This is a genomic window from Bradyrhizobium macuxiense (assembly GCF_001542415.1).
Lineage (GTDB): Bacteria > Pseudomonadota > Alphaproteobacteria > Rhizobiales > Xanthobacteraceae > Bradyrhizobium > Bradyrhizobium macuxiense.
The window spans coordinates 83,964-100,946 of the sequence record NZ_LNCU01000081.1; the positions used below are offsets into that span (position 1 = coordinate 83,964).

Genomic DNA, 16,983 nt, shown 5'->3' on the forward strand with positions numbered 1-16,983 from the left:
CCCCTGCCACACCAAAATTGGCAGATTCCGGTGGCGGTCGGACCTTTGCACGGCAAACCCTTCGCAGACGTGCTGCTGCAGGGTAGCGCCGATATTCCCGCAGGGGACTGCGGCGATCCGATCAAGGTCAATCTCGGCGACATCGGTTACTATCGGGTCGAATACGGCCCGAAGAACCGCGCGGCATTGTTGAACGCATTTGCGCAGATGCCGGTGGACGACCGGCTCAACATCGTCACCGACAGCTGGGCGCTGGTGCAGGCCGGCCGCGCCGATCCGTCGTCATACCTTGCGCTGCTCGATGCGCTCGACATCGGCGATCACCGCGCCGTATGGGACCAGGTGATCTCGTCGTTTGCCATGCTTGATCGCCTGGCGCGTGATCGTGACGAGCGGCCGATCATCCAGGCCTATGCGCGCGCGAAACTGCGGCCGGTGTTCAACAGGCTTGGATGGGAGGGCGGCCCGGCCGATGACGATACGGCGTTGTTGCGCGCGAGCCTGATCCGCGCGCTGGGCGATTTCGGCGACAAGACCATCCGCGCCGAGGCGAGGCGGCGGTTTGCGGCGTTCCTTGTGGATGCCGATTCGCTGCCGAACGCGTTGCGCGACGCCGTGACCCATCTTGTCGGGATCACCGCCGACCGGTCAACCCACGACACGCTGCTCTCACTGGCGCGCAAGACCACGGTCACCAATGAGCGGTTGCGCAATTATTTCGCCGTCGCCAGCGCCCGCGATCCCGAACTGGCCCAGGCGACGTTGGCATTGACGCTGACCAGCGAACTACCCGATACGATCGTCCCGGGCATGATCAGCGCGGTTGCGTCCGCCGGCGAGCAGCCGCAGCTCGCCTGGGATTTCGTCCAGAAGAATTTCGATGCGCTGCTGGCCAAGCAAGGACCGAATTTCCGCGACCAGTTCGTGCCCAACTTCATGACCACCTTCACCGACGCGACCCACGCCGCCGAGCTCGCCGCCTTCGCTCCGTCACAATCGACCAGCGGCGGGCGGCTGATGGTGGCGCGGGCGCTGGAATCGATCGCGATCTCCGGCGATCTCCAGGCGCGCGTGCTGCCCGTGGTCGGTGCCTGGATCCGGGAGCACAAGCCATGACGCCGCGAAAGACTCCCCGACGGCGCGCGATGCCGCTATGCTCGCACCGCCGCAGGCAATTCAACGCGCGAGGCTACAATGACTAAAGGCTCCGATCTGCTGGTCGCCGCACTTGAGAACGAGGGCGTGGAACGCGTGTTCGGTGTTCCCGGCGAGGAGAATCTCGATGTCGTCGAAAGCCTGCGCACATCCTCGATCAAGCTGATCGTCACGCGCCACGAGCAGGCCGCGGCCTTCATGGCGGCGACCTATGGCCGTCTCACCGGCAAGCCCGGCGTGTGCATGACGACGCTCGGACCCGGCGCGCTCAATCTGACGACCGGCGCAGCCTATGCGCTGCTCGGCGCGATGCCGATGGTGATGCTGACCGGCCAGAAGGGCATCATGAGCAGCCGCCAGGCCAAGTTCCAGATCGTCGATATCGTCAACACCTTCCGTCCGCTGACCAAGCTGTCGCTGCAGATCGTCAGCACCGCGACCATTCCGACGCTGGTCCGCGACGCGTTCCGGATCGCGATGCAGGAGCGGCCCGGCCCCGTACTGCTCGAATTGCCTGAGGATATCGCGGGCGAAGAGGCCGAGCCGATGGCCATGGTGCCGCCGCATCCGATCGAAATTCCGATCGCGCATGCTGCGGCGCTCGATCGCGCCGCCGACATGATCCTGAAGGCGCAGCGGCCGCTGATCATGCTCGGCGCCGCGGCGTCGCGTCCGCGCAGCACGGCCGGCATCGGCGACTTCGTCCGCCGCACCAAGATCCCGTTTTTCACCACCCAGATGGGCAAGGGCACGGTGTCGGGCGGCACCAATCTTTACATGGGCACCGCCGCGTTGAGCGAGCGCGACTATGTGCATGAGGCGATCGACCGTGCCGACCTCATCATCGCGATCGGTCATGACACGATCGAGAAGCCGCCCTTCATCATGGGCCCCAAGGGACCGCAGGTGGTTCATGTCAGCTACACGCCCGCGAATGTCGAGCAGGTCTACTTTCCGCAGTGTGAGGTGATCGGCGATGTCGGGCCGAGCCTCAAGCTGCTGGCTGATCGGGTCGAAGGCAAGCTGCCGCATGCCAGCGCGCTGCTCAGCTTGCGCGAAAGCATCCTGGCGCGGATCACCGATCGCGCCACCGAAGGCCGCTGGCCGCCGACGCCGCAGCGCATCGTGCACGATGTGCGGCAGGTGATCCCGGAAGACGGCATCGTCGCGCTCGACAACGGCATGTACAAGATCTGGTTCGCGCGCAACTACCGCACGCTTTTGGCGAACTCGTTGCTGCTCGACAACGCGCTCGCGACCATGGGCGCCGGCCTGCCGTCGGCGATAATGGCGGCGATGCTCTATCCGAAGAACCGGGTGCTCGCGGTCTGCGGCGACGGCGGCTTCATGATGAATTCGCAGGAGCTGGAGACCGCCGTCCGGCTCAAGCTCAATCTCGTGATCCTGATCCTGGAGGACTCCGCCTACGGAATGATCCGCTGGAAGCAGGCGGTCGATCATTTCCCCGATTTCGGCCTCACCTTCGGTAATCCGGATTTCGTCAAATATGCCGAGAGCTACGGCGCCAAGGGATCGCGGATCGAGAGCACGGAGGCGATCGTCCCGACGCTGGAGCGCGCCTTTACCGGCGGCGGCGTGCATCTAGTCGTGGTTCCCGTCGACTATAGTGAGAACAAGCGGGTGCTGGTCGACGAGCTCCGTGAAAAGGTGCAGCAGATCGATGTGTCTTGATACCTCGCAGTCGCCGGCAGGGAACGAAATGCCCCCGGCTTGATTGGGGGTAAGCCAGCATGGTAGCACGTCTGTCCATCATCCGATTGCGCTGATGGACAGGCGACAGCAGCTCTGAGAGGTCACGTGACGGCACCACATCCCGCCGCCGGTAAACCCGTCGATCCCGCCTCGCTCGTCAATGTGCCGCGACTGGTTACGGCCTATTTCGCCGGCAAGCCCGACGCCCGTGAAGCCACCCAGCGGGTCGCCTTCGGCACCTCGGGCCATCGTGGCTCGTCGCTGAAGAATTCCTTCAACGAGGACCATATCCTCGCCACCACGCAGGCGATCTGCGACTATCGCCGCGAGGCCGGGCTGACCGGACCGCTGTTCATCGGCATCGATACCCACGCGCTCGCGGAGCCGGCGCTGGCAAGCGCGGTGGAGGTGTTCGCTGCGAACGGCGTCGAGATCATGATCGATGCGCAGGGTGGTTACACGCCGACGCCCGTCGTCTCGCATGCGATCCTGAGCTACAACAAGGGACGCAGCACAGGGCTTGCCGACGGCGTCGTGATCACGCCGTCGCATAACCCGCCCGAAGACGGCGGCTACAAATACAATCCACCACATGGCGGTCCAGCCGACACCGACGTCACTGGTGTCGTCGAGAAGAACGCCAACCGCTACATTGAGGCGGGTCTCAAGGGCGTCGCGCGGATGCCATATGATCGCGCCCGCAAGGCGGCGACCACGCATCTCCACGACTATGTCACGCCTTACGTCGCCGACCTCGGCAACACCGTCGATCTCGCAATGATCAAGTCGGCCGGTGTGCGGATCGGTATCGATCCGCTCGGCGGCGCCGCCGTGCATTACTGGCAGCCGATCATCGCGCGCTACGGGATCAATGCGACTGTCGTGAACGAGGCCGTCGACCCGACCTTCCGCTTCATGACCGCGGACTGGGACGGCAAGATCCGAATGGACTGCTCGTCGCCCTATGCGATGGCGAGCTTGATCGGGATGCGCGACCGTTTCGATGTCGCCTTTGCCAACGACACCGATGCTGACAGGCACGGCATCGTGACGCGCTCGAACGGGCTGATGAACCCGAACCATTTCCTCGCCACCGCAATTGCCTATCTGTTCGCGCACCGGCCGCAATGGGGCAAGGACGCTGCGATCGGCAAGACCATCGTGTCGAGCTCGATCATCGATCGAGTCGCGAAGAAGTTGAACCGCAGACTGGTCGAGACGCCGGTCGGCTTCAAATGGTTCGTCGAGGGGCTCGGCAGCGGCGGGTTCGGCTTCGCCGGTGAGGAGAGCGCCGGCGCCTCGTTCCTCAAGCGCGACGGCTCGGTCTGGACCACCGACAAGGACGGCATCATCCTCGGCCTGCTGGCGGCGGAGATCATTGCCAAGACCGGCCGCGATCCCAGCGAATTGTTCAATGAGCTGACTGCCGAATTCGGCGTGCCGTATTACGAGCGCATCGATGTCGCGGCGACGCCGAAGCAGAAGAGCGCGCTCAAGGCGCTCGGGCCCGAGCAGCTCAACATGACGCAGCTTGCCGGCGACGCGGTGTGCGCGGTCAGAACCAAGGCACCGGGCAATGATCAGCCGTTCGGCGGTATCAAGGTCGAGAGCGATTCCGGCTGGTTCGCCGCGCGTCCGTCCGGCACCGAGGATGTCTACAAGATCTACGCCGAGAGCTTCCGGGGGCCCGATCATCTCAAGCAGATCCAAAGCGACGCGCAGGCCGCGATCGCCAAGGTGTTCTGAGATCGGGCCGAGGCTGACGTCATGCGCGTGCTGTTGACGGGCTCTTCCGGCTGGCTGGGGCGTTTTCTCGCGCCGCGGCTCCGGCAAGTCGGCCACAGCGTGGTCGGCCTCGACGTGGTCACGGGTACGGCGACCGATATCATCGGCTCGATCGCCGACCGCTCGGTGGTCGACCGGGCCTTCGCCGATCACGGCATCGAGGCCGTGATCCATGGCGGCGCCCTGCACAAGCCGGATATCGCGCGTTTTTCGCCGCAAGCCTTCGTCGATGTCAACGTCACCGGCACTCTGAATTTGCTGCAGGCGGCCGTCGCCGCAGGCCATGATCGCTTCGTCTTCACCTCGACGACGTCGCTGATGATCTCGCAGGCGATCCGGGACGGCGAGGGCGCTGCCGCGGTGTGGCTCGACGAGAGTACCGGCCCGCTCGAGCCGCGCAACATCTACGGCATCACGAAGCTTGCCGCCGAGGGCCTGTGCCGGCTGTTCAGCCGCGAGCATGGGTTGAATTGCGCGGTGCTGCGCACCAGCCGTTTCTTCCCCGAGGACGACGACACCATCCGCGACATCCACGGCGAGAACCTCAAGGCGACCGAACTATTGTATCGCCGCCTGACGGTGGAGGACACCGCCGACGCTCACGTCGTGGCGCTGGAGAAGGCCCGCGGCTTCGAAGTCTTTGTGATCAGCGCGCCGACGCCCTTTTCGCGCAATGACCTCGCGGAGCTGAAGTCGAACGCGGCCGATGTGATCGCGCGCTATTTCCCCGATGCGCCGAGGCTGTTCGCCAAGCGCGGCTGGCGCCTGCCGGCATCGGTCGGCCGGATCTACGATCCCGGCAAGGCCGAACGGCTGCTCGGTTTCCGCGCGTTAACCGACTTTGCGGCGGTGCTGGGCGCCCTGCGTGAGGGGACGCCGCTTCCCTTCGCGCATGATCCCGACTATGTCTCGCCGTCAACGAGGCTCGCAAATGGCTGATTTTCACGGCGTCTTCCCGTATCTAGTGTCCCCGGTCGATCCCGCCGGCCATATCCGCACCGAGCTGCTGGGACGGCTGTGCGATGACCTGATCAAGGCCGGCGTGCACGGGCTGACGCCGCTCGGCTCGACCGGGGAGTTCGCCTATCTCAACAATGCCCAGCGCATGCAGGTGGTGCAGACCACGATCGAAGCCGCACAGGGTCGCGTCCCCGTGGTCGCCGGCGTCGCCTCGACCTCGACGGCGGATGCGGTGGCACAGGCCAAGGCCTATCAGAAGCGCGGCGCCAACGGCATCCTGGCGATCCTGGAGGCGTATTTCCCGCTCAGCGACGCGCAGGTCGAAGCCTATTTCCGTGCCATCGCCGATGCCGTCGACATTCCCGTCGTGATCTACACCAATCCGAATTTCCAGCGCTCCGACCTCACGCTCGACGTCATCGCGCGCCTCGCCGCCCATCCGCGCATCGGCTACATCAAGGACGCCTCGACCAATACCGGGCGACTGCTCTCGATCATGAACCGCTGCGGCGACCAGCTCAAAGTGTTCTCGGCCTCCGCCCATATTCCGGCCGCGGTGATGCTGATCGGCGGCCACGGCTGGATGGCGGGACCCGCCTGCATCATCCCGCGGCAGAGCGTCGAGCTTTACAATCTCTGCCGCCGTACCCGCTGGGACGAGGCGATGGCGCTGCAGCGAAAGCTGTGGCGCATCAACGAGGCCTTCGCCCGCTTCAACCTCGCCGCCTGCATCAAGGCCGGGCTTGCGATCCAGGGCTACGACGTCGGCGACCCCGTGCCGCCGCAGGCGCCGCTCTCGGCCGAGCAGCGCAAGGTGGTCGAGGCAGCGCTGCGCGATTTGGGATAAGAGAGGGGGCGGCGCGCGTGAGGCGCCGTGCCGGCCTCGCCCTACACCGCTCTCAGGCCTTCCTGCGGCGCGTCGCGGATCAGGCTCTCGAGATCGCTCCGTTCCAGCGTCTCCTTTTCCAGCAGCTTCTTCGCGGCGTGGTCGAGAATGGGACGACGCGCGGTCAAGATACTCTCGGCGCGCTGGAACACACGGTCAACGATTGCGCGCACCTCAACGTCGATCGCGGCCGCCGTGTCCTCCGCATAGTCATGCTCACGCATCGGATAGGGTCGATCGGCGCCACCGAAGAGGTTGCCGGGTTCGCGGTCATAGGCAACGCCGCCGAGCTTTTCGGACATGCCGTAGCGCGTCACCATGCTGCGGGCGATGTCGGTCACGCGGCGCAGGTCGTCCGCCGCGCCGGTCGAGAGATGTTCGAACACGATCAACTCCGCGGCGCGGCCGCCGAGCAGTACCGCCATCTTGTTCTCCAGCTCTTCCTTGGTCATCAGGAAACGGTCCTCGATCGGACGCTGGATGGTGTAGCCGAGCGCGCCGACGCCGCGCGGGATGATCGAGACCTTGTGGACGGGGTCGACGCCCGGCAGCGACAGCGCGACCAGGGCATGGCCCATCTCGTGATAGGCGACGATCTCGCGCTCCTTCGGATTGAGCAGGCGGTTGCGCTTCTCGAGGCCTGCCACCATACGCTCGACGGCGTGATTGAAGTCGGTCATGGCGACCGCCTCGGCGCCGCGGCGGGTCGCGAGCAGCGCCGCCTCGTTGACGAGATTGGCAAGATCGGCGCCGGTAAATCCCGGCGTCAGCGCCGCCACACCCTCGGGATCGACATCGGGAGCGATTCTCACTCTCTTCATGTGCACGTCGAGGATTGCGATTCGTCCCTTCTTGTCGGGACGGTCGACCAATACCTGGCGATCGAAGCGGCCGGCGCGCAACAGCGCAGGGTCGAGGATTTCCGGCCGGTTGGTCGCGGCCAGGATGACAAGGCCGGTGCGCGAGTCAAAGCCGTCGAGCTCGACCAGAAGCTGGTTCAGCGTCTGCTCCTTCTCGTCATGGCCTCCGGCAAACGGGCCGATGCCGCGGGCGCGGCCGAGCGCATCGAGCTCGTCGATGAAGATGATCGCCGGCGCTTTCTGGTGCGCCTGCTGAAACAGGTCGCGCACCCGTGCCGCGCCGACGCCGACGAACATCTCGACGAACTCAGATCCCGAGATCGAGAAGAACGGCACGCGGGCTTCGCCAGCCACCGCCTTCGCGAGCAGGGTCTTGCCGGTGCCTGGCGGGCCGACCAGCAGCACACCCTTCGGCATTCGCCCGCCGAGCCGGCCATAGTCCTTTGGGCTCTTCAGGAAATCGACCACCTCGCGCAACTCGTCCTTGGCCTCGTCGACGCCGGCGACGTCGCCGAAGGTCACGCCCGTGTCGGATTCGACATAGATCTTGGCTTTGCTCTTGCCGATCGCCATCAGGCCGCCGCCCAGGCCTCCGCCGGCGGCGGCGCGCCTGCCGATGTACCACCAGATACCGAAGAACAGCAGTACCGGCATCACCCACGACAGCAGGTCGCGCAAGAAGGTGCTCTCGATCTGACCGGTGAAGCGCACATGGTATTTCTCGAGCTCCTGGGCGACGTCCTGGTCGACCCGCGTGGTCACGAACTGCTTTTGTCCGCCGGGCAGCGGCTGTTTCAGCGTGCCCTGCACTGTGCGGTCGGAAATGCCGACGGAATCGACCTTCCCATCCCGGAGCAACTGCTGGTACTGGCTGTAGGGGATCACCGCGACACTATTTGCGGTCGAGACCATGTACTGGATCAGAAAGACCGCGAAAATCGCAGCGATGGCATAGCCAATATTGAACCGTGTCCGTTCCGTCATGCCGCAAGCTCCGATCAATATGCGGGACGTCTCCGGCGCCGCAACGCACCCCCGGGAACAACGAAGGATCGGCGTCCCGGTTTCAATGGGAGCTCGCGCAGCAACACACCGAGCCGTGAGAGCCGGAAACTGCGGCATTTGTCCGACATGCACCGGGCAACTTCCGCCCGTCCGACGCGTTTATCGACGCGAGAGAGCCAAGGCCCATGTATCGACGCCACATTGCAGTTCTTGCCGTCGTCGCAGCCGTCGTGCTGGTGTTCGCGGCCAGCAACATTCGTCGGGCTCCGTGGACCGGCTCGCCCGCGCGCGCAGTCACGGAGCGCGGCGCGCTGTCGGACGTCGAAAAGGCCAATGTCGAGATATTCGAGAAGGTCTCGCCATCGGTCGTGCAGGTCGTGGCACAAACGACCTCCAATCCGCTCAGCGAGGAGCAGGAGGGCGGGGAGGCGTCCGGCACCGGCATCGTCTGGGACAATGAGGGCCACATCGTCACCAACAATCATGTGGTGCAGAACGCGAGTCAGGTCGCGATCCGATTTGCCTCTGGCGAAGCGGTGCGCGCGGAGATTGTCGGCACGGCGCCGAACTACGATCTGGCGGTGCTGCGGATCCGGAGTGCGCGTACGCTACCGCCGCCGGTCGCAATCGGCAGCTCGGCCGATCTCAAGGTCGGGCAGTTTGCATTTGCGATAGGCAACCCCTTCGGGCTCGATCAGTCAATGTCCAGCGGTATCATCAGCGCGCTGAAGCGCAGGCTGCCGACCTCGAGTGGACGCGAGATATCCAACGTGATCCAGACCGATACTGCGATCAATCCGGGCAATTCAGGCGGACCGTTGCTTGACTCCGCCGGCCGCCTGATCGGCGTGACGACCGCGATCCTGTCGCCGTCCGGCTCGAATGCCGGCATCGGCTTTGCGATCCCTGTCGATATCGTGAACCGCGTGGTCCCGGAGCTGATCCGTAGCGGCCGTGTGCCAACCCCGGGGATCGGCATCGTGACCGCGAATGAGGCTGTGGCGACGCGTTTGGGCGCCGAGGGATTGATCGTCGTGCGCACGACCCCGGGATCGCCGGCCGAGCGTGCCGGCCTCCGCGGGGTCAATCTCTCCACCGGCGAACTCGGCGACGTGATCACTGCGGTCGACGGCAAGCCGGTTCACCGGCTCTCCGACCTGAGCGATGCAATCGAGCAAGTCGGGGTCGGCAAGAAGATTCGCCTCAGCGTGAAGCGCGAGGGGATGGCACGCGATGTCGAGGTCGCCGTGGTCGATATCGGCCGCACGCAATAATATTCTCCTCGCTGGCTGAATGGCGCCAAATCCAATCGTTCGCGCCAAAGGATGGGCATCTGCCTTGATGCGCGCTCGGTTGTCAGCGCGCCAAAATCCGCTAAAACCCCCGCCGAATTCTTGCAAGCTCGAAGGATAAGCTGATGAACATTCTTCGGTAATATGCGCTTTGGTGCGGGCCAGCCGGTCAAGCGTCTGGAAGACCAGCGGCTGCTCACCGGGAAGGGGCATTTCATCGACGACAAGCCGGAGGATGGCGCGCTCTGGCTGCACGTACTGCGCTCGCCGCATGCCCACGCCAACATCAAGTCGATCGAGACCAAGGCGGCGCTGGAGATGCCCGGCGTCGAGGCGGTCTATACCGGCGCCGACCTGGTCCGGGACGATATCGGCACGCTGCCGACGCTGGCGATCTTCAAGCGGCCCGACGGCTCGCCGATGAGCGTGCCGCCGCGACGCCTCTTGGCCCATGAGGTCGTGCGCTATGCCGGCGAAGGCGTGGCTGCCGTGGTGGCGACGTCGCGCGTGCTGGCGCAGTCCGCGGCCGAAGCGATCGAGGTCGATTACGAGGTGCTGCCCTCGGTGGTCGATCCGGTCGAGGCGATCAAATCAGGCGCGCCTGCAGTCTGGCCGGAGGCGCCCGACAACATCGTCGCCGCGATGAGCTACGGCGACGCCGCCAAGGTCGAGGAGGCCTTTGCCGGCGCCGCGCACAAGGTGTCACTCGACCTGGTCAGCCAGCGCCTGGTGCCGTCGGCGATGGAGCCGCGCTCGACTATTGCCGAGATCGAGAAGAAGACCGGGCGGCTGCTGCTGCATGTGCAGTCGCAGACGCCGGGTTCGACCCGCGACCTGCTCGCCGAATCCATCCTGAAGCGTCCGAAGGATAGCGTGCGCGTGCTGGTCGGCGATATCGGCGGCGGCTTCGGCCAGAAGACCAGCCTCTATCCCGAAGACGGCATCGTGGCCTATGCCGCGACCAGGCTGAACAAGAAGATCCGCTGGCGCGGCGACCGCACCGACGACTTCGTCGGCGGCACCCATGGCCGCGATCTCACCTCGACCGGCGAGTTCGCGCTCGACGCCAAGGGCCGCGTGCTGGCCTATCGCGTGCGCTCGATCGGCGGCACCGGCGCCTATTCGTCCGGCACTGCGAACATCATCCCGCTGGTGCTCGGCCCGTTCGTGCAGACCGGCGTCTACGATCTGCCGCTGGTGCATTTCGAGGTGAAGTCGGTGATGACCAACACCGCCCCGGTCGGCGCCTATCGCGGCGCGGGCCGGCCCGAGGCGGTGTTCATCGTCGAGCGGCTGTTCGATGCCGCCGCACGTCAGATCGGCATGGATCCGCGCACCATCCGCAAGGTGAATTACATCAAGCCGGCGCAGCTGCCCTACACCAACGCGGTCGGCCAGGTGTACGATTCCGGCGCCTTCGCGCACATGCTGGAGCGCGCCTCCGACCTCGCCGACTGGAACGGATTTGCCGCGCGCAAGAAGGCTGCGAAGAAGAAGGGACTGCTCTACGGCCGCGGCCTGACCAGCTACATCGAATGGACCGGCGGCCGCGCCCACACCGAGAAGGTCTCGCTGCACGCCACCGCCGAAGGTCGCGTCATCCTGCATTCCGGCACCATGGCGATGGGGCAGGGCTTGCAGACCACCTACACGCAGATGGTCTCCGACAGCCTCGGCATTCCCATGGACAAGATCGACGTCGTGCAGGGCGACACCGATCTCGCCACCGGCTTCGGCAGCGTCGGCTCGCGCTCGCTGTTCGTCGGCGGCACCGCGGTCGCGGTCTCCAGCAACGACATGATCAACAAGGCGCGCGAGAAGGCCGCCGACATCCTGGAAGCCGGCGTCGAGGATATCGAGTACCGCGACGGCTTCCTCACCGTGGTCGGCACCGACCGGCGCATCAGCCTGTTCGAGATCGCCAAGAAGGAAGGCGGCGCAAGGCTGTCGGTCGAGAGCGAGGGTGAGGTCGACGGACCGAGCTGGCCGAACGGCACGCATATCTGTGAGGTCGAGATCGATCCGGAAACCGGCATCACGCGGGTGGTGCGTTACACCACGGTCGACGATGTCGGCGTTGCCGTCAATCCGATGCTGGTCGCAGGCCAGATCCATGGCGGCGTCGCGCAGGGCATCGGCCAGGCGCTGTATGAGGGCGTGGCTTACAGCGAAGAGGGCCAGCTGCTGACCGCGAGCTACCAGGACTATTGCGTGCCGCGCGCCGACGATATTCCGCCGATTACAGTGACGCTGGATGACTCCGCGCCCTGCAAGACCAATCCGCTGGGCTCGAAGGGCTGCGGCGAATCGGGCGCGATCGGCGGCCCGCCTTGCATCACCAACGGCGTGATGGATGCGCTTGGCGAACTCGGGATCACCCAGCTGAACACGCCGCTGACGCCGTCGAAGATCTGGCAGGCGATCCGGGATGCCAAGGCGAAGGCGGCGTAGGCCTCCTCGTCATTCCGGGGCATCGCGCAGCGATGAACCCGGAATCCATCGGGCAGCATGGTCGGTGACAAAAATGGATTCCGGGTTCGCGCTGACGCGCGCCCCGGAATGGCAGCCTCTTACAACCCCAGCACCATCTTCGCGATGATCTCGCGCTGGATCTCCGACGATCCGCCGAAGATCGTGTAGGCGCGGCCGTTGAGAAACTCCGGCACCACCGGCAGCAATTCTTCCGGGATCGCCGGCTCGTGGTTCAGCTTGTAGAACGGCCGCGCCGGCTCGACCGCGAGGCCGTCATTGCCGATCACCTCGACGCCGAGCCGCGTCACCGCCTGGCGGATCTCGCTGACGCGCAGCTTGATCAGCGACGACACTGCACCGGGATTCTGTCCGGTCTGAAGTGCTGAGAGAACCCGCAGCTCGGTCATTTCCAGCGTATCGATATCGACCTCGACCTCGGACATCCGCAGCGCGATGTCGGGATCATCGATGGCACGGCCGGTGACGTCGGATGACGCGAGATCGGAAATCGTCTTCAGCGCCTCGCGCAGCTTCGCTGATGCGATGCCTGATCCGCGCTCGAATTCGAGCAGGTACTTGCCATAGGTCCAGCCCTTGCCCTCCTCGCCGACGCGGTTGGCGACGGGGACACGGACGTCGTCGAAAAACACCTGGTTGACCTCGTGGTCACCGCCGATGGTAAGGATCGGGCGTGTCGTGATGCCCGGCGTCTTCATGTCGATCAGGATGAAGCTGATGCCGTCCTGCTGCCGCTCACCCTCGTTTGTTCGCACCAGCGCGAACATACGGTTGGCGTGGTGCGCATGCGTGGTCCAGATCTTGGTACCGTTGATGATGTAGTCGTCGCCGTCACGCACCGCGCGGGTCTTCAGCGACGAGAGATCGGAGCCCGAGCCCGGCTCGGAATAGCCCTGGCACCAATAGTCCTCGCCGGAAAGGATTCGCGGCAGATAGAAGTTCTTCTGCTCGGGCGAACCAAAGCCGATGATGACGGGGCCGACCATCTTCACACCCATCACGTTGACATTGGGCACGCCGGCACGCGCAGATTCGGCCTCGAAGATCCAGCGCTGTGCCGGCGTCCAGTCCGGCCCGCCATGCTCCACCGGCCAGCCCGGGGCACCCCAGCCCTTCTTGTGCAGCGCGCGCTGCCAGGCCATGCCGATATCGGGGTCCGAGAATACCGACGGCGTCAGCGCGGTGGCGCGCTTCAATTCCGGCGTGAGATTGGCGGCGATGAAGTCGCGGACTTCCTGCTCGAAGGCGCGTTCCTCGGTGCTGAAGGTGAGATCCATCTGCGGCTCCGTTACGCTTGCGTCCGGCCGTTGAGCGCGGCGTGACGGCGATAGTGATGGGCGCTGCCGCCGAACAGCGTGTCGAAGGCGAGCAGGCGCTTGAAATAGGAGCCGATGTCGAGCTCCTCGGTGACGCCCATCGCGCCATGGAGCTGCACCGATTGCTCGGCGACGAAGCGGGCGCATTTGCCGATCTTTGCCTTGGCGCCGGAGGCCGCGCGGCTGCGCTGAAGCGGATCGGCATCGGCCATCAGTGCGGCTCGCAGCGATATCGAACGCGCCTCATCGACCTGCATCGCCATGTCGGCAAGGCGATGGCGGATCACCTGGTTGGCCGACAGCGGACGTCCGAACTGCTTGCGGATCTTGGTGTATTCGAGCGTGGTGTCGAGCAGGGTCTGCATGATGCCGACCGCTTCCGCGCCGAGCGCGGCCACCGCGCGGTCGACCACGGCTTCGACCGCGGGCAGCGCGTCGCTGCCGTCGCCGAGCAGGGCGTCGGCCGGAAGGGCCACATTCGTCAGGTCGAGGCTGCAGCCACGCCCGCCGCCGAGGCGTGCATAGTCGCGCAAGGTGAGACCTGGGGCTCCTGCGGGCACCAGGAACAGGCCAAGCTTGCCGGATGCCCCGTTGGCATTGGCAACGCGGGCGGAGACGATGATCTGGTTGGCGGTAGCGCCATCGAGCACCGCGATCTTGCTGCCGTTCAGCCGCCAGCCATCGGCAGCCTTCTTGGCCGTCGCATCGACATGCGCGAGGTCGAAACGCGCGGCGCGCTCCGAATGCGCAAGAGCGAGATATAGTGTGCCTTCCGCGATCTTGGGCAGGATCGCTTGCTTCTGTGCCTCGGTGCCGCATTCGGCGACAAGTCCGGCGCCGATCACGACCGTGGAGAGATAAGGCTCGGACACCAGCCCGCGCCCGAACGCCTCCATCAAAATCCCGATCTCGATCGCGCCGCCGCCGAGCCCGCCATTGGCTTCTCCAATCGGCAACGCCAGCCAGCCGAGTTCGGCGAACTGCTTCCAGATCGCGGGCGAGAAGCCGAGCGGATCGTTCGCGGTCTTCTTGCGGTGATCGGCCGTAAACGTTTCCGCCACGAAGCGGTCGGCACTTTCGCGCAGCAGGCGCTGCTCGTCGCTGAGGGTCAGGTCCATCTGGTCACTTCACGTTGGCGGATTGTCTGACGGAAGGGTGGAGACCCGCAGGGTCAACCACCATTCCGAATTCCTGAAGATTGTGTGCGTGGCAGAGCTGATGCAGCGCGAAGGCCTGATCGATCGCGGCGGGCTGCCCCATGATGTCGATGGATCGGTTCACCGCTTCCTTGGAAAGCTTCAGCGCAAAGGCCGGCTTGGCGGCGATCCGGCGCGCCAGCGCCAGCGTGAACGGCGAGAGGTCGCCGCGCGGCACCACGCGATTGACCATGCCGAGGCGATGCGCCTCGTCGGCGCTCCACACATCGGCGGTGAACAGCATCTCCTTGGCCTTGCGCGCGCCCAGCTCCCAGGGATGCACGAACCATTCGACGCCGCAGACTCCCATGGTCACGACGGGATCACAGAACTCGGCGTCATGGCTCGCGACAATGAGATCGCAGGCCCACGCCAGCATCAGCCCGCCGGCGATGCACTTGCCGTGCACTTCCGCGATCGTCGGCTTGGCGAGGTTGCGCCAGCGCCGGGTGATCTGCAGGTAGATTTCCTGCTCGCGCGCGAAGCGGCCATGCGCGTTCGGCTCGGCGAAGCCGCCCCAATTTCCGACCGGCGGGAAATCCACGCCGGCCTGATTCTTTCCGGCGGGGCGCAGATCATGACCGGCCGAGAAATGCGGGCCGTTGCCGGCGAGGATGATGACCTTGACCGTGTCGTCCTGCACCGCCCGGTCGAAGGCGGCGTTGAGGTCGTAGGTCATTTGCAGGTTCTGGGCGTTGCGCGCCTCGGGCCGGTTCATCACCACCCGCACGATCGCGGGCTCGGGCCGTTCGACGACGATTGTCTCGTATTGTTCAGACGTCATTGGATCCTCCCCAGGATCGATTTTTTGACATGATGAACGGCGCAGGCGTCGATAGGCAAGAGCCATCGGCCGCAAAAATGCGGGCGAAAGCCGTTGCGCGGGATTACCAGGCGAAAACGATCTGGTACGGTGATGAGGAAATTCCACCGGGAGAACTTTCATGCGCAAGCTTTGGACCGTGTTGGCAACGCTGGCGACGTTGAGCCTGACCAATTGCGGCTACAACGCGATCCAGACCAATGACGAACAGGTCAAGTCGGCCTGGTCGGAAGTGGTGAACCAGTACCAGCGGCGAGCCGACCTCGTGCCGAACCTGGTCAACTCGGTGAAGGGCTTTGCGCAGCAGGAGAAGGACGTGCTGCTCGGCGTGACCAATGCGCGCGCCAAGGTCGGCAGCATCCAGGCGACGCCCGAAGTGCTCAACGACCCGGCCGCGTTCCAGAAGTTCACGCAGGCGCAAGGCGAGCTCACCGGCGCGCTGTCACGGCTGCTGGTCGTGACCGAGAACTATCCGCAGCTCAAATCGGACGCGCTGTTCCGTGACCTGATGGCCCAGCTCGAAGGCACCGAGAATCGCATCACCGTGGCGCGCAACCGCTACATCAAGGCGGTGCAAGAGTACAATGTCGGCATCCGCACCTTCCCGAACAATCTCACCGCGATGGCGTTCGGTTACAAGGATAAGCCCAACTTCACGGTCGACAACGAGAAGGAGATTTCGACCGCGCCGAAGGTCGATTTCAATCCAGCCCCGGCGCCCGCGCCCGCGCCGTCGAAGTAGCTGACAGCGCGATCTGACCGCGATGGCTGCCGCACGCGTCATCCTGCTCGCCTTCCTGCTGGGCTTCCTTGGCCCGGCATGGGCCGAGGTCGCGCTGCCGCAGCTCACCGGCCGTGTCGTCGACCAGACCGGGACGCTGTCATCGGGTGATATCGCGTCGCTCAACGACAAACTGAAAGACCTCGAGACGCGCAAAGGCAGCCAGGTCGCGGTCCTGATCGTGCCGACCACCGGTGAGGAGACCATCGAGCAGTTCTCGATCCGTGTCGCCGAGGCCTGGAAGATCGGGCGCAAGAGGATCGACGATGGCGCGCTGCTTGTCGTCGCCAAGAACGACCGGCACCTTCGCATCGAGGTCGGTTACGGCCTCGAAGGCGTGCTGAGCGACGTCATCACCCATCGCATCATCGACGAGGACATCACGCCGAAATTCAAGGCCGGCGATTATGCCGGTGGCATATCGGCCGGCGTCGACCGGATGATCGGCCTGATCAATGGCGAACAGCTGCCGGCGCCGGAGCCCGAGCATTGGCAGTCGTCCAATTTCCTTGATTTCGCCAATCCGGTTGCGATCTTCTTCGTCATCATCGTCGCGGGTGTCTTGCGCGGGATTTTGGGGCGGTTGCTTGGTTCAGCCGCGACCGGCGGCATTGCCGGCGTCTTCGTCTGGATGATGGCCGGCTCGCTCGCCACGGCCATGGTGATCGGCCTGTTCGCCTTCTTCGCGGCGCTGATCTTCGGCGGATTGAATTTCGGCGGG

Annotated in this window: 12 protein-coding genes and 1 pseudogene; 9 read left to right on the plus strand and 4 right to left on the minus strand. The window is 65.0% G+C overall.

The window, feature by feature from the left end:
• The 5 genes from AS156_RS44840 to AS156_RS23630 all read left to right on the plus strand — a co-directional run.
• A partial coding sequence (locus AS156_RS44840) for an ERAP1-like C-terminal domain-containing protein (protein ID WP_245313027.1) occupies positions 1-1,116 on the plus strand: 1,116 nt, incomplete at its 5' end.
• A 78-nt stretch (positions 1,117-1,194) separates the two neighbouring features.
• Positions 1,195-2,847 (plus strand): acetolactate synthase large subunit, encoded by a 1,653-nt coding sequence (locus AS156_RS23615; protein WP_066509207.1) that lies wholly within the window; start codon positions 1,195-1,197, stop codon positions 2,845-2,847.
• 126 nt (positions 2,848-2,973) lie between these two features.
• The gene (gene pgm / locus AS156_RS23620) at positions 2,974-4,614 is read left to right on the plus strand and encodes a phosphoglucomutase (alpha-D-glucose-1,6-bisphosphate-dependent) (RefSeq protein ID WP_066509209.1); all 1,641 of its coding nucleotides are present in this window, start codon (positions 2,974-2,976) and stop codon (positions 4,612-4,614) included.
• A gap of 21 nt (positions 4,615-4,635) precedes the next feature.
• Positions 4,636-5,592 carry an NAD-dependent epimerase/dehydratase family protein gene (locus AS156_RS23625; protein ID WP_066509210.1) on the plus strand — a complete coding sequence of 319 codons (957 nt, stop codon included), beginning with the start codon at positions 4,636-4,638 and terminating at the stop codon, positions 5,590-5,592.
• Positions 5,585-6,460, plus strand: a complete 876-nt coding sequence (locus tag AS156_RS23630; protein WP_066509211.1) for a dihydrodipicolinate synthase family protein — start codon at positions 5,585-5,587, stop codon at positions 6,458-6,460. Before AS156_RS23625 ends, AS156_RS23630 begins: the two co-directional genes overlap by 8 nt.
• A gap of 41 nt (positions 6,461-6,501) precedes the next feature.
• On the opposite strand, the gene ftsH is transcribed toward AS156_RS23630, so the two are convergent.
• Positions 6,502-8,343: an ATP-dependent zinc metalloprotease FtsH gene (ftsH, locus tag AS156_RS23635; protein WP_066509212.1), complete on the minus strand. Its 1,842-nt coding sequence runs from the start codon at positions 8,341-8,343 to the stop codon at positions 6,502-6,504.
• A gap of 206 nt (positions 8,344-8,549) precedes the next feature.
• Between ftsH and AS156_RS23640 the strand changes: the two genes are divergently transcribed.
• Together AS156_RS23640 and AS156_RS23645 are read left to right on the plus strand one after the other, a co-directional pair.
• Positions 8,550-9,638 carry a S1C family serine protease gene (locus AS156_RS23640; protein WP_066509213.1) on the plus strand — a complete coding sequence of 363 codons (1,089 nt, stop codon included), beginning with the start codon at positions 8,550-8,552 and terminating at the stop codon, positions 9,636-9,638.
• Positions 9,639-9,781: 143 nt separating this feature from the next.
• A pseudogene (locus tag AS156_RS23645) lies at positions 9,782-12,107 on the plus strand (xanthine dehydrogenase family protein molybdopterin-binding subunit).
• 119 nt (positions 12,108-12,226) lie between these two features.
• On the opposite strand, the gene AS156_RS23650 reads toward AS156_RS23645, so the two are convergent.
• From AS156_RS23650 to AS156_RS23660, 3 genes are read right to left on the minus strand one after another with little or no spacing between them, the layout of a single operon-like run.
• Positions 12,227-13,423, minus strand: coding sequence for an acyl-CoA dehydrogenase family protein (locus AS156_RS23650; RefSeq protein WP_066509218.1), 1,197 nt, complete (start codon positions 13,421-13,423; stop codon positions 12,227-12,229).
• 11 nt (positions 13,424-13,434) lie between these two features.
• Positions 13,435-14,580, minus strand: coding sequence for an acyl-CoA dehydrogenase family protein (locus AS156_RS23655; RefSeq protein ID WP_066509223.1), 1,146 nt, complete (start codon positions 14,578-14,580; stop codon positions 13,435-13,437).
• A gap of 4 nt (positions 14,581-14,584) precedes the next feature.
• Positions 14,585-15,442 (minus strand): enoyl-CoA hydratase, encoded by an 858-nt coding sequence (locus AS156_RS23660; RefSeq protein ID WP_066509225.1) that lies wholly within the window; start codon positions 15,440-15,442, stop codon positions 14,585-14,587.
• Positions 15,443-15,602: 160 nt separating this feature from the next.
• Between AS156_RS23660 and AS156_RS23665 the strand changes: the two genes are divergently transcribed.
• Entirely contained in the window at positions 15,603-16,223 is a 621-nt protein-coding gene (locus AS156_RS23665) for a LemA family protein (RefSeq protein ID WP_066509229.1), read from the plus strand.
• Between the two features lie 22 nt (positions 16,224-16,245).
• Positions 16,246-16,983 (plus strand): TPM domain-containing protein (locus AS156_RS23670; protein ID WP_066509233.1); only part of this gene is annotated, 738 nt, incomplete at its 3' end.